7 protein-coding genes are annotated in these 22,929 nt (G+C 33.3%); 1 reads left to right on the top strand and 6 read right to left on the bottom strand.

The window, feature by feature from the left end; genetic code table 11:
- Positions 1 to 116: 116 nt before the first annotated feature.
- Positions 117 to 1,046 carry a WO male-killing family protein Wmk gene (gene wmk / locus OOL01_RS05590; RefSeq protein WP_264376225.1) on the bottom strand — a complete coding sequence of 310 codons (930 nt, stop codon included), beginning with the start codon at positions 1,044 to 1,046 and terminating at the stop codon, positions 117 to 119.
- Positions 1,047 to 1,410: 364 nt separating this feature from the next.
- Between wmk and OOL01_RS05595 the strand changes: the two genes are divergently transcribed.
- A complete protein-coding gene (locus OOL01_RS05595; protein WP_264376226.1) occupies positions 1,411 to 2,307 on the top strand; it encodes an Rpn family recombination-promoting nuclease/putative transposase in 897 nt (298 codons plus the stop codon).
- Here the strand turns inward: OOL01_RS05595 and OOL01_RS05600 are convergent.
- The 5 genes from OOL01_RS05600 to OOL01_RS05620 form a co-directional block, all read right to left on the bottom strand.
- The gene (locus tag OOL01_RS05600; RefSeq protein WP_264686539.1) at positions 2,291 to 15,400 is read right to left on the bottom strand and encodes an ankyrin repeat domain-containing protein; all 13,110 of its coding nucleotides are present in this window, start codon (positions 15,398 to 15,400) and stop codon (positions 2,291 to 2,293) included. The two genes, OOL01_RS05595 and OOL01_RS05600, sit on opposite strands and share 17 nt — an antisense overlap.
- A gap of 11 nt (positions 15,401 to 15,411) precedes the next feature.
- Positions 15,412 to 15,651: a hypothetical protein gene (locus OOL01_RS05605; protein WP_264686540.1), complete on the bottom strand. Its 240-nt coding sequence runs from the start codon at positions 15,649 to 15,651 to the stop codon at positions 15,412 to 15,414.
- 103 nt (positions 15,652 to 15,754) lie between these two features.
- Complete coding sequence (locus tag OOL01_RS05610) at positions 15,755 to 16,993, bottom strand: hypothetical protein (RefSeq protein ID WP_264686541.1); 1,239 nt, start codon at positions 16,991 to 16,993, stop codon at positions 15,755 to 15,757.
- 381 nt (positions 16,994 to 17,374) lie between these two features.
- Positions 17,375 to 19,102, bottom strand: coding sequence for an ankyrin repeat domain-containing protein (locus tag OOL01_RS05615; RefSeq protein WP_264686542.1), 1,728 nt, complete (start codon positions 19,100 to 19,102; stop codon positions 17,375 to 17,377).
- A gap of 406 nt (positions 19,103 to 19,508) precedes the next feature.
- A complete protein-coding gene (locus OOL01_RS05620; protein WP_264686543.1) occupies positions 19,509 to 22,760 on the bottom strand; it encodes an ankyrin repeat domain-containing protein in 3,252 nt (1,083 codons plus the stop codon).
- Positions 22,761 to 22,929: the final 169 nt, after the last annotated feature.

Raw genomic sequence — 22,929 nt, forward strand, 5'->3', positions numbered from 1 at the left:
TGTCAGCATTGGCATAGAGCCATAGCTTTCGAGTGAAGTCAAATCAATTTTTCAATCTTTTTTACTTATTTTTTCATCAAAAAGTAAAGATATTAATAGATACTGATTTTTTTATTTTAAATTTGTTGAATTTCGTCTAAAGAGATGCCCACTGTTTTTAAAATAATATTGATAGAAATTCCTTCCTTAACTAAGTTCTTTGCAATTTTTATCTTTTCTATTTTCTTTACTTTCTCTTTGCAAACTTGTATGATTTCAAGCAGAGACTTTATTAGTACATAACGTAGTTCTTGGCTTTTAATCTTTTTGTATTCTTCTATTAACCTTGATAGCTCTGCTTCACTATTCTCATTTTCTGTTGTTTCTGGAAGCAGATCTGTAATATTAATTAGTAGTACCTTTGCTATTTCATCTAACATTTCAAGTGAAACAGCAGCTCGTCCTTGTTCATATTCATATATTCTTTGATTTATTATACCCACTTTACTTGCTAAATCTTCCTGAGTGTATCCTCTTCTCAACCTCCATTCTTTTATTCTTTGACCTACTTTATACGGAATGGAAATTTTTTTCTCATCATTATCATATTCATCAATAGATAAACTGGTCGTTTGAGAGATAACATGAGCAGAAACTCCTTCCTTAACTAAACCCTTTGCCACCTCTACTTTTACTGCCTTTCCACTCTCTTCCTCACTAATACGGATGAATTTAGTTAATAAATAAAACGTTTCGCGTAATTCTTGATCCTTAATCTCTTTATGTCTTCTTACTAGATTTACTATCTCTTCTCCCTCATACCTTTGCTTATTTGATACTTCTTGTCCGCAAGCTAGATCTCTAGCAGTTGTTGATAATGCTTCTGCTAATTCATATAACTTCTTAATTGAAATTCTGCGTGTTCCTTTTTCATATTGCAGTATTACCTGATATGTTGTTCCGATTTTTCCCGCTAAATCTTTTTGAGTATATCCTTTTGCTAACCTACAACTTCTTACTTTCTGTCCTAGTTTGTAATCTAAAGATTCAAGGTCGCTAGCGGTCATTCTTTTTCGTAACCTGCCATTTTAGAAATTTTATATAGAAGTTTTGCTAGCATATTGTTATCTTTATTGAAGAGTAGTATATTAAACTTCTATGCTGTGACAAGCTAAGAAGTTCACACTTTAAATAGGTATCTTTGAGGCTGCTAAATCACGAATCCATTTGTTGGCCTTTTAATGTACCTTATAGAAGAGTTGATAAAAAGATCTATAAAAGGACGTCCAAGGTGCGTACTAGGGTCATCTATGAAGGTAGTTTTTTACCAACTCTTGAAATTTAGCTAACTTTAATAGACTTTGGCATAAAAACGTTGAATATTTCTTCACAATTGTGTATAATTATTAATGCTTTTTAGGTACTCGCGCTATGGCTCTTTCGAAGTTTCTCGATCCAAAATTAGACTTAACATTTAAAAAAATATTCGGTACTGAAAAAAATAAGAATATCCTTATTCACTTTTTGAATGATATCTTAGGCTTTACTGGAGTCAATGCTATTCAAGATGTTGAGTTCCTCAGCACCATTATGGACCCTGAAATTGCCTCTGATAAGCAGAGTATTGTTGATGTTCTGTGCAGAGATTCCACTGGGGCCAGATACGTGATTGAGATGCAACTCGCTCGTGATAAAGGCTTTGAAAAACGTGCTCAATTATATGCTGCTAAGGCTTACTCAAGGCAGGCTGATAAAGGTGGTAAGTACATTGATTTAAAGAAGGTTTTCTTTATTGCTATTTCCAATTGTAATTTATTTCCTGATAAGCCTGATTATATATCTAGCCATACCATAAGAGATGAAAAAACTAACGAGCATGACTTAAAAGATTTTCAATTTATTTTCATTGAGTTACCAAAGTTTCCTAAGAGTAGAGAAGAACAGCTAGAAAATGTAGTAGATCGTTGGCTATTTTTCTTCAAATATGCAGAAGAAACAACTGATGAAGATTTAAGGAAAATAGCAGAAAAGTCACCGATAATAAAGCTAGCATATGATGAATTAGACAAGTTTCATTGGAATGAGAAAGATCTCGTAGCTTATGAAGAAAGGGTCATGGATTTACAGAAAGAAGCTGCTATCTTGGAACAAAAACTCGATGATGCTAAACATGAAGGTAGACAAGAAGGTATCCAAATCGGCCATCAAAAAGGTAAAATTGAAGGTAAAATTGAAGTTGCAAAAAATTTACTTAAAGCTGGCATCTCTATTGACGTTGTATCACAAACTACGGGCCTTTCTTTAGATGAGATTAAGAAATTAATTTAACCTTATTCCTAGTCAAATGGCCTTGAACTGAAGCATTACTTAAATAACTTTGAGGCTCTAAACTCATTTGCTTTGCATCATCAACTTCTAATCTACCATCTCTGTTGTGTAATATCTGCTCTATTGATTGATTTAGCAGACCCTTATTAAATTGAGCTATAAACTTGTCAAATTTCTTCGGATTTAATTTACCAGCTTCTTCATCAGGACATGCTTTCTCTACATACGATTTTAAAATCCCTGAAATTTCATTGAATTTACCACCCATGATTTTTCCAGTAATCTCTTTGTGCATTCCCACAAAATCAATATTCAATCGATGCATTGATACACCACTTTTTAATCCAGCTTGCTCTACTACTTTCTCAAATTCCTTTGTAATATTTAATGCATAGCCCTGTGCTTCTAGTGGGGATATAGACTGACCTACTGTAGAAATATACTTTTGACCTGTAACTTTTCTAATTAATAAATCAAGTAACATTATTGTACCATTTACATCGATTGGTGGACTAATTTGTGAGATTGAACTTTGAGTGAATGTTTTCTCAGGTAAAGCAGCTCTAGAACCTAATAACCCACTCACAGAGCTTCTTATCCAACCAAATACATTTATCCATGAAGATGGTCTTGTGCCACTACTTGCTGCTATCTCAGGTTGATTTATAGCAAGTGGTTTTCTTGAAATATGATGACGAGCATGATCTCCATGGTGATGACGACGTCTGCGTTGCACAGGTTTTTCTCTTTCTTCCTTGAGTTTTTCTTTTAAATATTCCACAATATCATTGTGTCCTTCGCTTCTAGCAATATCTAGCGGTGTTCCATCAGCATTACATTTAGCATTAATGTTGGCCCCCTTAACTATAAGGTACTCTACTACATCCAAATGACCACTCCAAGAAGCCCAGTGCAGTGGTGTATGACCTTGTGTATCAGTATCATTAACGTTAGCTCCCTTGCTTATCAGATCTATAGCCTTATTAAGATCACCACCTTTTGCTGCGATCAACAATTTTTTATCTAAGTCTAATTGCGTTTGCTTCAAATATTCTACAACATCACTAAGTTTTTGATAGGCAGCAATATCTAGCGGTGTTTTACCAGCCTTGCACTTAGCATTAATGTTGGCTCCCTTACTTATAAGGTATTTTACTACATCTAAATAACCAACAGCAAGGTGCAGAGGAGTATCATCATTGTTATCTTTAACATTAACATTAGCTCCCTTGCTTATCAGATCTATAACTTTATTAAGATTACCACCTTTTGCTGCGATTAACAATTCTTTATTCAAATCTAATTGTGCTTGTTCTAGATATTTTACAACATTATTATGTTTTTGATCGATAGCAACATTTAACGGTGTTTTACTACCCTTGTCTTTGGCATTAATATTAGCCCTTTTATCTACAAGATACTTTGTTATATTTAGATACCCACCCCAAGAAGCCCAATGTAGTGGTGTCCAGTAACCATTATCTATTATATTAACATCGACTTTCTCTTCATCTATAAAATATTTTACTATATCTAATTTACCGTTGGAAGCAGCACAGTGCAGGGGAACTCTGCCACTATTATCTCTGATTTCTAAAATATTTTTCTCACCTATAGAACATTTAATTATATCTAAATGATTACCTAAAGAAGCATTACATGGAAGAGTGCTACCATTATTGTATTTAAATATTGAATCAGCGTATTCTTTTATCAAAAACTTTGCAACCTCTAAACGTCCTCTCCATGCAGCATAGTGCAGTGGTGTGTAACCTTGTTTATCAGTATCATTAATACTTACTCCCTTGCTAAGAAAAAACTCTATGATATCTTTACTATTATTCTCAGCAGCAACATGTATAGACTTTTTACCATAAGGGCCTTTATCTGCAGCATTAATATCAGCGGCTTTCTTTACCAAAAACTCTGCAACTTCTAAATGACCTTTGTATGCAGCCCAATGTAGTGGTGTCCAACTGTACTTATCTCTAGTATTAACATTAGCATTTCGACTAATAAGACTCTTCACTTTATTGAGATCGCCATTTTGTACTGCAGTCAGCAATTCTTTATCTAAATCTGACTGTACTTGTTCTATTATTTGTACTATATCTGTATAACCTTCTTGCACAGCCAAATCCAAAGGTGTTTTACCATCCTTGTCTTTAGCGTTAATATTAGCACCTTTATTGAGAAGAAGTTTGACTGTACTTGGTTTATTTCCTTGTATAGCTAAATGTAAAGGTGTTGAACCGTTATTATTTACATCATTAATGCCACTAGCATTTTTATCTAAAAGAAATTCAACTATTTCAAGCTTACTATCATACTGAGCAGCCACATGTAAAGGTGTATTGCCATACACATCTTTAGCTTTGATATTAGCGTTCTTATCAAGAAGAAACTTAACTATGTCGAACTTGTTGCTAGAAGCAGCAAAGTGTAAGAGTATCCAATCATTATTATCTTTAGTATCCAAGCTAGCACCTCGATTTGCAAGGCCTTCAACTTTATTGAGATCTCCATCTTGCACTGCAGTCAATAATCCTTTGTCTAAATCCAACTGTGCTTTTTTCAAAAATTCTATTGTATCTACGCAATTCTTTTGAACGGCTAATTCTAAAGATGTTCTACCGTCAGCAGTTAAAGCATTAATATTAGCGCCTCTCTCAACAAGATACTTAACTACATCTAATGAACCCAATTGAACAGCCCAATGAAGAGGCATCCAACTTTCATTATCTTTGGCATTAATATCAGCACCGTTATTTACGAGAAGTTTAACTATATTTAAATTATTCTTTTGAATTGCCCAGAACACAGAGGCCCAACCCAGCCTACTTTGAGCATTAACATTAGCACCTCGTCTGATATTGTCTTTAACTTTGCCAAGATCTTCTTTTTCTACAGCAATCAATAACTCTCTATCCAGATTTAATTGTGTTTGTTTTAAAATTTCTACTATATCTGTGTAACCCTTTTGCTCAGCCAACTCTAAAGGTATTTTACCATCTTTATTTTTAGCCTTTAAACTAGCTCCTTTTTCTATAAGATATTCTACTACTTTTAAGCGATCATTATTACAAGCATTATGTAGAGGAGTATTATCTTTAGTCTCTAAATTTGCACCTTGAGCGATAAGATCTTTTACTTTATCAAGATTACCACCCCTTGCATTAATTAATAACCCTTGATCCAACTCCGCCTTCTTCAAAATTTCTATCATATTTCCTTTAGTAGCTAAACCTAAAGGCGTTTGGCTATTCATGTCCGTAACGTTGACACTAGCACCTCTATCAAGAAGGAGTTTGACTACACTCAACCTGTTCGCATCAACAGCAAGATGCAAAGGCTTTTTATTATCTTTGTCTTGAGATTCGGTATCAACACCTTCATCAAGAAGAAATCTGACCATATCTAAATTACCCTCTTGCACAGCAAAATGTAAAGGCGTTCCTTGAATCGTTATTTCATTATTAAATTTAGCACCGTTACCAATAAGAAGCTTTACTGCACCCCATTTACCTAACTGAGCAGCATAAAGTATCGGTGTCCAAGCAATATTATCTTTAATTTCAATATTAGCACTTCTATCAATAAGGAACTCAACCATGTCCAAATTATCCTTTTGAGTAGCAAAGTGTAAAAGTGTTTTACCTTCCTTATCTTGAACATCAACATTAGCTCCTCTATTAAGAAGAAGTTCTACTACACTCCACCTACCTGACTGAGTAGCGAGAAATATTGGTGTGTACCCAAATTTATCTTGAACTTCAATATTAGCACCTCTATCAAGAAGAAGTTTCACCTTATCAAATTCACCCGCCTCGGAAGCAAGATGCAACAGTGTTCTGTCAAGTTTACCTTGAGCATTTATGTCTCCACTGTTTGGAACCTCTGAATGTATAGAACTCTCTTGTGAATTAACAATAGAACTCACATTATTTAATTTATCAATACTGTCTGAATTATTTATTTTATCCATTTCGTTACTTAATAATATCTCTTTGTCAGTAAATTTTATAGTTAATGTTTTCATTTTAGATTCTTTATAGAAATCCTTAAACCGTATAATACATAACTCACTTGCCTCTATATCAGCATTAAAGGCATTGGTAACTATCAAGTCGTACTTATCATGAAGATAGGTATACTGCCCTGCTTTTTTAGATATTACTAATTTATTCTTTTCTTCTATGTCTTGAGGTGTTACTACAATAATTTTTTCATCAGAAATAAAGAACGAAGACTTTAAACCTAAACTATCATCTATTTCCATCGGTGCATTATCAAGAATAATTTGTAATTTTTTATACCACTTATTTACAAGGGCATCTTTTAGCCTAACTGTTACTACATCTTGCTGCAAGCCGGTAGCTGATATAGATAACTTAATTAATAAATCACTTTTGTCTTTAATAACTGTTGGTATCGGTTTTATACTCAAATCCCTATCTACTTGTTGCACCAACTGATGTAAATCTAATGTACTTCTTAAACTTTTCTTTCCATTGACATCATCATTAATCACTACTTCTTGAATAGGGAAGTTTTCAATATCAAGTGTTTCATAACCTGAAGTAATTGCACATACATCGTTTCCGCTTAGAACAATATTTCTTCTCCCACTTGCATTGAGTTCACTACATACATCTCTCCTCATAGAATCCGCAGCATTGCTTCTCCCTCTATTATTTAAATAAATATCTAAATCTAACTTATTTTTTGACTGATTTAAAAAGGTGTGCCTTTCAACATCTTCAACTATAGCAGATATTCTACTTGCTATTTGCTGACTATTTTCTTCAGTCAATATTGACTGATAGTCTACTACAGTTTGATTATAACCATTTAATTCTTGTATGCTACGTCTCTTGCGAGTAGATCCACAATCTTCAATTTTCCACTTAAATTGATCATTATTTCTATTTGAAGGCCAAGTGAACACATACCGCCTATCCCTGTCACAATTGTTTAAGTGGTACATACAATCATTATTAGGTGAGTACAAGTACCTTCCATACTCAACATTTTTTAGATACACATTACCACCATCAAGCTCAACTTTCCACTTGCCATTGTTTCCTAGCTTTGAAGGCCAGGTAAATACATACCGCCTATCCCTGTCACAATTGTTTAAGTGGTACATACAATCATCATTAGGTGAATACAAGTACCTTCCATACTCAACATTCTTTAGATACACATTATCGCCATTGAGCTCAACCTTCCACTTAAATTGATCACCATTTCCATTTGAAGGCCAAGTGAACACATACCGCCTATCCCTGTCACAATTGTTTAAGTGGTACATACAATCATTATTAGGTGAGTACAAGTACCTTCCATACTCAACATTTTTAATACATACTTCTGATGAAAATACTGCATTTCTCACTGATTCTGGTAATTTATTTTTTAGCCTTTCAAGATCAGATTTCTCTTCTGAATTGACCCTAGGCATTTTCATGGTCTCTCTAATAGAGTAAGCTAATTTAAACATTGCACCATCATTCTCTGGTATTTTGTCAAACACAGCTATGTAACCTGAAATAAACTGACCAATATAATTGTGACTGCCTATAAACTTTAATATTCCTTCTATACCTACACTTGAATATGTGTCATTTACAGCTTCCTTAATTGCTCCATCAAACAACTTTTCATCAAAATTATAAACCTCATCCAAAAGTTCAATAGTCGAAGCACTACGATTATGCAGCATACCATCCTTTAGCACCTTTTTTGCTGTACTTTTTATCAAACCTCTTAAACTACTTATACAAAACTCTACCAATCTTTTTGCGTTAGATGGAATATTTGCTTGGTTAACAACTTCCTTCTTTAAAAATTCAACCTGTTTTATCATTTTAAATGCATCATTACTTTTAGTCTTGATCCTGTTACAAAGAAGCTCGATTATATCTGAGTCATTATTGTAAGCGGCTAAGTACAGAGGTGTTTTACCATCGTTGTTTTTAGCCTCAATATCAGCACCTCTATCAAGAAGAAGATTAATTATGTTTTGCTTGGCTTCTTCAACAGCCAAATACAGAGGTGTCTTACCCTCCTTACTTCTAATTTCAACGTTAGCACCCTTATCTACGAGAAAGCTAACCATATCAAGATTGCCGTAATGAACAGCATAGTGTAAAAGCGCCCAATTATCATTGTTACAACTAGTTAAGGCATTAATGTCACCTTTCTTCTCTAAAAATGATTTAAATATACTTTCGCTTAATTTCACATTACCGTTATAAACAGCATGATTCAAAGTCGTCCAGTTCTTTGAACACTGGTTTTTATACTCAACATCAGCTTTACTTTTTCTAGCAGTTTTATCAAGAAGAGTTTTAACTTCATCCCATTTACCTTCATAAATTGCTGTGCTTACCAAAGGTTTCAATACTCCCAATCCTGAAGTGATCATCCACTTATTGCACTGATCTATTATGTTTGAATCATAGCCATTCAGCAAAAGGTTGTTTTCTAACTTTTCAAGCAATGTTAAAATCTGATTACTACTTGGCGTTTTATTTTTTAATTCCTCAATTTGTTCTAAACTACAGGAACTTTCTGTAAAGCTAACCCGGTCTTGCAGTGAAGGAAAACCAAGACATTGATGTACTGGATCTCTATTTTCTCTTTCAAAATCGTCAACTGATATTAAACATTTAAAGTCATTTTCTACTTTAGGGGTATATTTACTTCTATTTTGATAATTTTCTGAAGCTTTATCAATTAAAGCTTGTATTTTTCTTACCTCAGGCAAACTAAACCTATCTAACTTACGGATTGTTATTGGTTCTAAACCCAGATCGAATTCCAATGTGGAAATTCTATAAGATTCAGAATTATTCCAATTGTTTATGTTGATCGTATGATTAGACTTCTTATCACGAAATATCAGATCTGTACCACTACTAGAAACTTCAACCTGATCCGGAGTAATATTTTTTAGTACCATTACTCCTATTCGTTCCTCATCTTGTCCTACAGAAGTAGAGATATTTTTTTCTAATTTTTGATTGTGCTGAATGATACTAGTAGAATCACTAAAGTCTTCAATATATTCTTTTACAATTCTTTCATAATCACCTCTAAGTTTATCCTTATACTCCACTACATTATCAACATTTTCTAATAAGCCAGAAGATAGGAAAAGGTCATTATTATTCCATAAAGAATAAGAAATATTTTCCCATTTACTTCGATCAGTATAGAATCCTTCTATTCTAATGATAAAAGGATTTTCACTTTCTCTTATTAATAAGAGATCATCCTTATCTTTATATTTCTCAATATCTTCAAGACGGGAATCTATCACTACATGATCATCTTCAAAATCTTTAGGCAATAAAAACATATTCTGAGTTTGTGTAGCCTGTAAAAAAGGAACTAATTTATCCTTTCCCGAAGAAAAGGGAGAACAAGACATTGATTGTATATTGGGGATAAAAGTTTCTCCTTTTTTGTTCATAATTATAAGATGCCTATAATTAGGATCTTGAAAGTAGTTTTTCACTCGAATGTTACTATTATTGTATTTTAAATACAGATCACATTGCTGGATTGAAAAATCTTTCTCAACTGCCGACATAAATAGTGTATCTAGTTTTTTATCACTTGAGTTATTATCAATTTTTACTTCTCTACTATTTATATCATTGCTAATAAAATACACATCACTTCCTCCTCCCCTAGCAAACATAGTTCCTTGATCGAAGTTAATTATATCATCTCCTGAAGAACCAAAAACCATGTGTGAAACTACACTATTATTTTGACTTTGTGTTTTACCTCTAACAACGCTCAAGACTTTATAACCCTTATGATTATTTAGAATTTTCTTGTAATGATTTTCTACAGCTCTAAAACCCTTTAGAGAATGTTCTGAATGTAATTCAAATGAGGTGATTTTTATAGTTGATGAATCTGATCTTTCAATCTTAGGAACAATATTACTACCATTTTTATCTATTAGTACAAAGTAAGGCTTATTACTGCTTCGCTCAACGTAATTTTTTATATCGAGAGTAAATTGATTATTTTGACCAAAATTTATTTTCAAAGATAAAGTATTACTGTTTTTAGAGTAAGTTATTTGATCACAATCACTTAATAAATCAAATTCAGGAAAACTTACAGTTCCTGTTCCATCTACGTCAATTTCTGAATATAACCCCCTACCCTTATAGTCTGCAGTTTTTACACAAAAAGTATAATTGCTTTTTCTACCTTTGACTCTAGTATACGGCGAAATAATTACTTTTTTGCAACTTTCAACTACATCTTTCTCATTGTTGTTAGAGCCACCACCACTATCTATGATAACGTCACGATCATCGGTTCCTGTAAAGTGTTCAGAATAACCCATGCACAAGATCTTATCTACCTTGTCCTTCCTTCCAACATAATGGTAATTAAAGAGGTTATTACTAACATAATCATCAATCAACAAACGACTATTTATTTTTACCTTTAATCTTCCATATGCACTAGGCTTAAAACGATAGTCAACATTTACTCCTATAACTTTCTCTTTTGTTAACTGGCTTAAATCAAGTATATTAGTAGAGTTGCTTCCACCAATAATTTTACCTGAAAAGCTAGGGTTATTTACAAGAACAAATCTGTTTGCTACATTATTGCCACCAGTTATTCCTTCTGTACCTGAGTAAATTAGAAAATTATTGTTCCACACATTACTTCCAGCAATGGTACCTCTGTCCACATTTTGTAAATCGTAAACAATCGTCTTGTCTTTCTGTTTCATCTTTACTCTACCACCGTGGTCAATAATCATTGCATTTTCACAGTAGTATACAGCCGACTTAACTGAGCTTTTAATACCTTTTTCATAATCTTGATTAGTAATCTGTGGTAAACAAATCCTGTCAGCACCTTTGATATAATCAGGTACAACACGTGAAAGATTTTTTGTATTGGCATTTGTTCTATTCATCATAATCGTTGCATAATCTGGACGAAGAGTATTACCGTTTATTTTTCCAAGACCAATACTATAAGCAACAACATTACTAGGGTCATTATTTAAAGCTTTCCAAACTCCTTTAGCTAGACTATTAACCATTTCCTTTCTTGCTGCAAGATGTTGTACATCTTGTGGTACAGGTTGAAAAGCAAATGTATGCCAAAAAATACGCCAATTTTCATCATGGGTTGTATCATACTTTTTCTCGTACTCCACGATATTGCTAACACCACTATAAACTCCGGAAGCTACCATCAATGCAACTCCAACTGCAATGCCGATTCCAGGCATACCAAGTGCTGTAAGAGCAACACCAGACACAAACGATATAGTGGAAAAAGATATAGTTGCTATATTATCTCTTATTTCTTTCTCTCCACATGGATTATCACTATTCTCTCTTTTTTTACAATCAACAAGATTGTTTACTGACATGCCTATATCAACAATATCAAAGACATCAGTTACAGCTCCTGCTGTACCTCTTGCTATTGTACTTCCAAATTTTACTCCCACAACTCGAATAGCAAATTTTGTCTGTTTACCTAAAGTACCTGGTATAATTTTTCCCACAACCTTTTCAGCTGATGCTACAACTTTTGGAGTAATTTTAACCATTACATTTTCAATCGGTTGAGATGCAAAAGACCATCCTATTCCGCCTAGATTTAATCCACAATCTGTAGCTGTCCCTTCCTTGCAAGATACGATAGCACCATGGATCCCTCTTATTAATTGTATCCCACCAGCAGCATTCATTAACCTGCCTTTTAATTTTGAGCCTTTTGTTGCACTGCTAGCTTGCTGTGAGATATCTCCATGCAAATTCTTAACACGTTCATTCTGAACATAGCGTTCATACCCTTGATCTCCAACAACCTTATCAAGTAAATACTTACGATCACCTTCAATACTTTTATCTCCAACAAACTCTACTAGTTGAGCGTTTTTTGCTTCATCTTGACTATTTTTAACATAAGTTAGGAACTTTTCACTATCAATTATAGTTTTGTCTACATTATTTTCATCTACCTTTCCTTTACTAAACTTTTCTACATCACTCTTTGAAAATAAACAAGGATTGACACTTCTTTTGCTTCTACCACCAGACCTTACACAACTGTTTAGGTTGAATTTCTTCCTATTTGCTTGTGTTTCAGCAAGTATAGCTTCATCTAAGTTAGCTATACGTTGTGGATCTATACTTAATCTATCTGAAATATTTTCTCTTTGTTCTTGAAAATATGCTTCATTTCGATTAAATAGTAACAGATCTCTAACCCAATCGGAATCATAGCCATTTGCTATCATTTGGTTTAGGGAGTGAGCATTTTCTAATGCCCATAAGCCGCAATTGTGACCATCTGTTTGTTGAGCAATAGAAACGTCATTAACGGTAATTCGAGCACGTTCTAGAACTTGACGAATATTACCTGGAATATCATTACCCAACGAGTCTACATAGTATCCATTATATTGCCCATTTTGATGGGAAATGACTAACGTAACCCAGTGATTATTATCTAAATTAACAATTAAAGTTAATGGCCGTTTTTCACCTCTTGTTGCTACGCTATTCTGAAACTGTTGTAATTGATTAGCTATATGCTTCGGTGATCCCACTACTTCAAACAATGTGTTAGCCCCATCAGTACCATAGCCATATTCTATTCTTGCAATATCAGCTATATCGTGTTGTTGAAGCCAGTAATGATAATCCTTTTCTGCTGTTGCAGACTCTAATGTACTTAGGTTCTCTTCTTGTATACCCATATCTTTGAGTCTCTGGGTTACTTCTTGTATTCCTTCTAAATGTTTTCTCTTAGCTATGTCAATAGAACTATGAACTACTAGAGCAGGAACAAACTTATCACTTGTTAATATTAAAGAATTTTTATCTTTAGCTTTCACATTAACAACTACTCCCATGAAAAGCATTTTGTCACTATCTGTGATTGCTTTCAGTACCGCCCCTTTAGCATATCTAATATTTTGTTCTTTTGTTAATTTATCAACTTCTTTTTTCATTCCTTCTTCATCTAAGTTTTTATTTATAAGCTTAAATTCCAGCGCTATAGGAGTGTATTCTTTAGTACCCTGAGACGAAGGACCAATACCTTGAATTACCATATCTACACGACCACCTGCTCCTACTTGAAATTCAGGTATAATTACAGTCTTCGCAGAAGTCTCCTGTAGCTTTAAATCACTATAGCTACTAAGCAAACCATTAAGAACAGCTTGTAATCTTGCTTCATTAGTAATCAAATCTTTAATAGGGTAAATCTTATCTGCTACTTCAGTAAGCAACACTTTATACGCTTGCAATGAACCCTCACCATCAGAAGCATGTTGAGAAGTGATTGCTTGATCAAGTTTTGCCTTTAATTCATCAGAATTAGGTATCTTGAGAAAATTACCTGTAAATGGCTGATCTGCACCACTTGGTTTATATTTACTTATCTGTTCTATTTCAAAAAGGTCTTCAAAAGATAACCCTATTTCATATTTTTTGAGACTCATTTTAATTTCTATGACATTTCCTACTCCTCCTATTTCAGGTATGTTCAGCACTGGAATTTTTTTATCAGCATAGAATTCCTTTGTATTGGACTCTCGTATATGAAAAATGAATGCTGTGTTTTCTTGCCCTTCATTACCTTGAACAAATATTAATGTCATAACCGGGCTTTTGGACAAAGTGTACTCCGTTCCTCCAGACCAATCCAGAGGGTACTCACCATATGAGTATATATATTTTTTAATGTTACTTTGATCTTGACCAATCTTGTTGATTAAAATTGATTGACCTAATATGTCTCGACTGAAATAGTAATGATCTTTTGTTTCTTTATTTGCTGGAAAAGTATGGTATTCACTTGATAACAAATCCGTTATTTCTTGCTTAAAATCTTCCTCAGAAATTTGTTGATTATCCCACTCGCCAACTAGTTCGATAAATTCCTCCATCAAAGGAGCTGGTGGTTGTTTAATAGGTTGTACTTCGGTTTTAAACGGTTCCGCGTCATCTAAATTTAACCCAACAGCAATGGCATTATCTGCATTGGTTAAAATCCTCATCTTATTTGGTCTAAAACCTTTTATATAATCTTTAGCTTGCTCAAGTGCATCACTTGGATCAATTTGTCCTTCAGTTCCAGCCTTGAGTTCAATAAGAATTGGAACTGAATCAACAGCACGATTAGGCCCACGAACAAGCAAAACAATATCAGCGTAACCCCCTCCAGCAAATTGTTCCAAATAGAGTTTGGTATTATCACGATATCGAAAATTATCGAATATTCCTGCTACAAAACCATGTTGATCAGCTTCACGAGCCTTAATGCCATAAACATTAGCTTGTAAGTCTAAATTGGTATGAATTTTTTTAATATAATTTAGAATGGCTTTAAGATTTTCCTGAACTTGATCTATTTCTGCATCTGGGTTAGCAAGCTTTTCAATATAACTTTCTAAATAAACAGACTTACCCAACCTTTTTGTCACTTCCTGAAACTTCACTATAGGCTCGATGGGTTGATCTACAATCTTCTTTTTACTTTCTACCTTAATGTTTATTTTTTCATCTTCTCCATCACTCTTTAAGGTATATCCTTTTGCTGACGTGATTCTTGATAACTCCTTCCTGGCATCATCACTAAGATCTTTACCTTGCTTACCTAGAAACTGCTTGACTTCATCGAAAACCTTGCCTTTCAATTGGTCACGACTAACCTCGATTGTTTTAACATTACCATATACATTCTTAGCTTTATACTCTAGCACACCATCCCTTTTCAGATATAAGTATAACTTCTTTGATTTAACATCTTTGTCTGATTTAGGCTTGCTTTTTACTAACTCATACTTATCTTTTAAAATTTTTATTACATCAATTTGAAGCTTATGCGCATCTGATTTAGTATAATCTCTACCCATCACATTCTTCCACTCACCTGTGGTGAATTCGAAATTCTTAGTATTTGTTTGTTTAGAATGTTGAGCTTCTATATCTTCAGTGAAAATAAAAACATGTATTTTGGATTCTGTTTCTGCTACAACTTTTAAAGTTCTCGCCCCCTCAAAACGAAAGTGCAATTTCTTTATGCCTAACTTGTCATTAAGTTAGTATCTAATACACTGGAAAAAGAACCTAAAAATCGATGAGGAAAAAAGCCAGGCTTTTCACTAGAATGTAAATAAGATTGTATTTGATCAACCAACGACTGATATCTTGCTTCAAAAGATTGATCTACTGCATTAGAAGTTGAAGAATCTACTTTCCCCAAAAGCAACTCAATTAACTCGAAACCTTGTGGTTTTTCTTGCTGTTGATTGTTATCAACCATAACCTCCTCCTGATTTTAACCTTTTACAATTTTTACTCTTATTTAAACTCTTTGCATGCTTTCATTATAAGTCCAAGTAACTGAATTTTCCAAAAGAGAAACTCTACACTTCGCCTCTAACACCACTTACCTTCTGCTGTATAGTTTCTACATCTAATGATGAACTTGGTAACTGAGTATCACCTGCCCCACGATGCAATTGCGTGTTTCTAACTCTCATAAACAGCTCATATTCTGATTTATCTTCTTCCATAATAGAGTACATTTGCTCTTGGCTAAGGGAGTTAACAATTTCAGATAATATTTTAACAGCTTTATTTCCCTTAATAAGAGAAGCAACCAAATCTCTGGTTGATGAGAGTTGTTCGCTTAGCTTATTTAAATAGTGTTGTTTATGAGACTCAAAGCCAGGACTATTCCACATAGAGGTAAGCATATCACTACCAGATTTGATAAAATTATCATCTGGTGCAGAAACAAGCGAGTTTAATGCCGAAAACATTGATGTACTATAAGCTTCAGGAGATAAATCTTCTGGCTTTAAATGTTCAAATAGCTTTCTAGCATTTTCGAAAGAATGGTTTCTTCTTAATATACTTAAAGTATAATAACACCCATGTTGTTTAAAATCCCTTTTCAATAACTCATGATACTTATCTTCATGAAGGTAACGTAGACAGAAATCAACCATACCAACATCGTCAGTGGAAAAACGCCCTTTATTATATGCTACCTCCATTAATAAATCTTCTTTCCTTTTTGGGGATACAGAACCAATTGACTGTAACTTATTCCAGAAGAATTCCAAAGCTTCAACATGCTTTTCCAGCATTGCACATTTAAAAGCGTAAACGTATGGATGCTCATTATTTAATTCTAACTGATGTTCTTGGTTATTCATAGCATGTGACCAATAGATCATTAAAGCCCCTTTATCACATCCCTTAACTAAACTCTCTACTGGTTTACCACCTAATGTTAATTTAAATTCTTCAAAAATAGCTCTTATCTCGTCCTCAAAACAACACCAGCAGGCTATTTTGTAGCGATCAAAGGGTCTAATAAGACTTCTTTGCCCATCCAAAGTTTTCAAGGCTAACAATTTTTCCCCGAAAGTATACCTATTGAGTCTAATTTGTCCTGAAGCATCTTCTATCTTCCAACAAGTTTCATCTTCTAAAACTTTCTTAAAAAGGGGTGGTATTATTGTTCTACCCCATTTATTCAGCAATGTCTGATATGCAATACACCATCTTTTAATCTCTAACTCTTTAAGCCCTTTATGAGGATCATCTTCTTTAATAGACGTTAGTAATATCTTTTGTACATCTTCGTAATCCATACTTACCCCCTAACAAAATTTAATATATTTTAGGAATATTGCTCTACCTTTAAAACTCTGTCAATTACTATTTTAGAAAAATTTTCTAACCTAAAGTGGTTTTCAGTAAAAGGCTCTTAATAGTCTTAATATACGATCTTTTGTTCATTTTTTAATTCTGTTTTTTATAAGTCTACCTTAGTGATTATTCTAAAATAAACTAGTATTAATTTAGCAAAATATATTATTAAGATCTCAAGTAAAATAACCACTTCCAGCGTTCAAAATCAAAGTCGGTGAGAAGTGTTTTTCTTGAGATGGCATGGTCTACCACTCAATACATAAAAACTTTTCTTTATATTAATTTATTTTTTGATTTGACACACTTTTTTGAATGTTTTCTCAACATTTCATTACCTTCTCTCTTTCTCCATTTCCTGGCTCAATATTTACACATGACATTTTTCTTTGAGGATGCCTTGATAGTGGTTTATACCCAGAAGGTCCTGGCTGTGATTTTGATAAATCTTCTATTGCCTCAAATTTTCTCTTTCTCTCTTGATAAGATTCATCTACTTCTTGACGGGTACTGGAAGGGAAAAGGTTTGACTGCACTGTATCAAGCATTTCCTTACTATTATAGTTTATCACAGCTTCAAGACACATCCTTTTGAACTCCTCAGAAGAATATTCATGGCTCTCAATTATATGGGAAGAAAGCATTTTATGATTATAAGCTGCTAACATTGCATATTGTTCTTTTGGTGATCCTGCTTTATCTAATAGAAATTCTAACACTTCAATATCAACTTCAGCAGCAGCTTCTCTAAATGCTTCATAATTATTGGCCGCCAACATTGCATGTCGTTTTTCTGGTGATCCTACTTTATCTAATAGAAATTCTAATACTTTAATGTCAACATGAACAGTATTTACCCTAAACGCTTCATAATTATTAGCCGCCAACATTGCATGTCGTTTTTCTGGAGATCCTGCTTTATCCAATAGTAGCTCCAACACTTCAATATTACCTTCACTGGCAGCTATTCTGAGTGCTTGACAAGCATTAGCCACCAACATTGCATATTGTTCTTCTGGCAATCCTGCTCTATCCAATAAAAACTCCAATGCTTTAATATTACTTTCAGCAGCAGCTTCTCTAAATGCTTCATAATTATTAGCCACCAACATTTTATGTCGTTCTTCTGGCAATTCTACTCTATCCAGCAGTAGTTTCAACACTTCAATATTACCATTACCGGTAGCAGCTACTCTAAATACTTCATAATTATTAGCTGCCAATATTTTACTCTGTACATCTAGTAATTTCGCTTTATCCAATAGAAACTCCAACGTTTTAATATTACCACTGTCAGCAGCTGCCCTAAATGCTTCATAATTCTCCACTGCTAACATTGCATGTTGTTCTTCTAGTGATCCTGCTCTATCCAGGAGCAACTTCGACACTTTAATATTACCTTCACTGATAGCTTCCCAAAACGCTTCGTAATTATTAGCCGCCAACATTTCACACTGTAAATCTAGTAGTTTCGCTCTGTCCAATAGAAACCCCAACGTTTCAATATCACCATCATCATCTGCAGCTACTCTAAACGCTTCATAATTATTAGCCGCCAACATTTCACGCTGTACATTTGATGATTCTGTTCTATTCAATAAGAGTTTCAGTACTTCAGTGTGCCCTGCATAAGCAGCTACTCTAAATGCTTCATAATTATTAGCTGCCAACATTTTATACTTTACATCTAGTAATTTTGCTTTGTCCAATAGAAGCTCCAATACTTTAATATTACTTTCAACAGCAGCTTCTCTAAATGCTTCATAATTCTTCACTGCTAACATTGTATGTAGTTCTTCTGGTAATTCTACTCTATTCAGCAGCAGCTCTAATACTTCAGCATTATCATTACCGGCAGCTTCTCTAAATACTTCATAATCATTAACTGCCAACATTTTACACTGTAAATCTAGTAGTTTCGCTCTGTCCAATAGAAATTTCAACGTTTCAATATTACCTTCAGTAGCAGCTTCCCTAAATGCTTTATAATTAGCAGCCGCTATTAACATTTTATATTGAATATTTTTCTGTGATTGTGTGTTTCTGTTCATAAATTACCTCTAACCTATAGATACATTATGCAGCATAAATACTTAATAGTTCTTAACATTACTGTACTTACATTTTTGAGTACTATAAATGCTTATATTTTTTTTTGTATACTTCTGCGATTTTTGCTTTCTTTAGGAAAATTTCTATTGCACTTTTATTATAAGATAAGCATAAACTTTTCTTACCATAATTCTTCTTTTCCATTTTTTAATGAATTAGTATTACATATTGCTAAAAATTTAAACAATATAACCATTTCCAGCAAACAACATTAGCTAGTGAGAGAAGAATTTGTTTTGGGATCTTGGTCTACCACTTGTTCTACGCGAATTTATATCAATTTATTACTTTATTTCTCTGTTTTTTTGAAATTCCCCTCATAAAATTAAATAGCTTACTGTAAAATTATAGTCTTAAGTCCTTGTTTGCAGGTTGTACAGAGACGCTGTTAAATGAAGATATAGGTGACCTATGAGTTAAGTTAACTGTGCTTTTATCTTCAAATTGCAATGCTTCACTTATATTTTTTAATTTTCTTTTTTTAGGTAGTGTATGTTCATCAAATGTCTCTAGGTTTCTTTTATGTGATTGTGTTTTTAAGTCTGGAGCTAAGTGCATATCTTCAAGATAATAAATAATTTCTTCTGAGTTAGAATATACAATAACATAGTCCAAAGGACTCATATTTTTTTCATTTTGTCTATCTATAATAGCTCCTTTCTCTATAAGGTATTCAACAATATCTAACTGACCATGCATAACAGCAAAGTGCAAAGTACTCTCACCTTCTTTGCTACGTAGATTTATATTAGCTCTTTTCTCTACAAGATATTTCACAATATCCAATCTACCATATATAACAGCAAAGTGCAAAGGACGCATGTTATTTTTATCCTTTATATTTATACTAGCTCCTTCCTCTACAAGGTATTTAATAATATCTAAGTGACCATATATAGCAGCAAAGTGCAAAGGACACATACTATCTTTGTTTAATGATTTTATTATAGCCCCTTGCGCTACAAGGTATTTAGCAATATCTAAGTGACCATATACGGCAGCAAAGTGCAAAGGATTCATACCTTTTGTGTTATTTAGATTTACATCACCCCCTTTCCTTACAAGATGCTGAACAGTACCTAAGTGACCATGTATGATAGCATAATCTAAAGAAGTAAAATTCTTTTCATCAATAGCATTAATAACTTTACTTAATTTATCAGGATATATTTTCTCTAATATCAGCTTAATAACCTTTTCATTACCATCTTTGGCTAGCAAATGTAAGATAGTACCTCCATCATAAATAGAATCAATAAATTCATTAACTAATCTACTATATTTACTTGCATGACTCCAAACAGACTTAACGTGATTTGGATTCGTAAGGCAAAATGATGTCATAATTTCTCTTAAAGTTTCTTCTTCTATTCCTGTTCGTTCTTTCTCTACTCTTACTGTTTTTTGTATCCCTTTATGAACTCTTGCTATTGACTCCTCTAGCTCAATCACTGAAAACTTATTGAGTAGATTAAGAGCATCCAAAACTTGTTGCTTACCTTTTTCTGATTTCTTCTGGAGGAAAATTTCTTCTATATCAATTTGATTGGGATCCAAGTAAGCCATATATGATACAATATCATGCGATTGCTGCCCAACATTTTTTTCTCTTCTTATTTTATTAAGGTTAAGCTTCAAAGTTGTAAATAATTCTTTGGTGATACCTAATGCTTCCAAAAGACCAGGATTTGATTTTTGTATTGCTTCATTATAGCGTTTTAGATATTCGCTAATACTAATCTTTTCTTGTTTTATATATGCTGCTCCTTGCACCAAAGCTAATGGTAGATAATTCAACGCTTCTGCTAACTCTACTAGATAGCGATTCTCTAATTTATCTTTTATCCCTAAGGCCCTTTCAATAAATGTTATAGCTTCTCCTAGAGAAAATCCATCATTCAACTGTGTCTTTTCTATTTCTTTTTCCCAATTCTTGCTACGAGAAGTAATTAAAACGTAAGGCTTTTCTCCATGAAAAAACAAATTAGGAAAATAGGATGGTAAAAATTTTTCGATCTCCTTATACTTACTGGTGTTATCAAAGATGAAAAGACTTTTTACGTCTCGAAAATACTGGTATACATCCTGGACAATAGATTCTATTTCTCTATCTCGAACAACATTAAAATCCATATCATTATCATTTTCTGTAGGAATTTCTAATTCTTTAGCTAAATTACGAAATGATTGTGAAAGAGTACTATATGTTGTAGCATCTATCCATGCAATTTTCTTCCAGTCATTCTTCTTACTATATACGCAGTTCTTAGCCAATTCACTTTTTCCTGTTCCATGTTTCCCATTAATTAAGACCACTCGTAACATTTCCACTTCTTGATTTTTACTGTCTAACTTCTTTTTTAATTCATCTAACATCACTTCTCTTTTTATAAAGAATTCTGGTAAGTGGCCAAAATTAAAGGAAAATATATTTTTATCTTTGTTTTCACTATATACGTGCAATTTCTCGATCCTTTCATTCAGTTTTTCTATATCTTTTTTTCTCACTGGATCGTTTCCATTAATCTCTTTCAATATATTACTAACTAACTTTTTCTTTTTTTCCTCATCTAAGATATACACATATTCTTCTTTAGGTGGGTCAGCGGGCATATATTTTTTGCTTACCTTCCACCATTCTTCTAATTCCCACGTAAAGGAAAGCCGATAGCCGTATTTTTCATGCTCATTCAATTGATAATACTTAGTAGCATTACCTTCTATTTTTTTTATTCCTACATTTTCATATAATGCTGAAGTTAGCAAAATTTCACCACTTTGCTTATCTTGTACTCGAAACCCAGGTTGAAATACTTCTGAATCTAAAGATTTCGCTGGTTTACATAAATATTGCTTAGCAAGTGTGTCACTTTTTGATTTACCTAAAACAACACCTTTAATTATGCGAGAAACGGGAAGCTCTCCTTTCTCGTTGCAAGATGTAGTGTAATTTATTACTCTGGATACAGTATCCATTGCTAACTTCTCAATCCCCCTATTACAAGACAACTGATTAGTATCCACAATTTTAGTGAATTGCTTCTCAAAACTTTGAAAAATTTCCAAGCCAGCTTCTATTAAAATCTTTCTTAAGTTACCTTCTGAAGGCGCAACTATTGTAGAAAATATTTTTGCTTTTTTCCTATGTTGGTTTGTAGAAACAAAACTCACACACTCCATAACTTGAGAAGTACCTACTTTCTCCACACTTGGTGGAATATAATTACCCACAGTTGATACAACCTTAGCTACTACTTTACCTGTTTTACGTACTTTTGAACCTGGTTTTGCTTCTTTAGAACATTCAGATAGTTTTTCCTCGAATTCTTTAACAAAAGTCTTAACAAAAAAAGTTGCTTTTTTCACTATTTCATCACTTGTAATGCTTATACAGCTAAACATTTCTTCATCATCAGTCGATGTACTACTGCTGCCTATAGATGAAGATCTTGTTACTCTAGGGCTCTCCTGACTTCGTCCACACTGAAGTTCTTCACTAGATAATATATTTTCATAATCAACTATTGCTGATCCAGCATCTACATAATCCATTTGATTATCTGCTACTTGTTCTCCTATATTTTCTTTACCTAACATAAAGCCGCCTATATTTTAATATTCATATTTTGATTGTTTTGTCGTAAACCTCTTTTCTGAAGATTGATTTCAACATTTGATTCTTATGCAGCTGTACCAAACCAATTTGCTGTAGAAACCTTACGGTAATCCTAAGTAACTTTAATTGCTGAGTAACAGTGTGCTTTTC

Origin of the sequence: Wolbachia endosymbiont (group B) of Rhopobota naevana (assembly GCF_947250615.1) — a bacterium.
Lineage (GTDB): Bacteria > Pseudomonadota > Alphaproteobacteria > Rickettsiales > Anaplasmataceae > Wolbachia.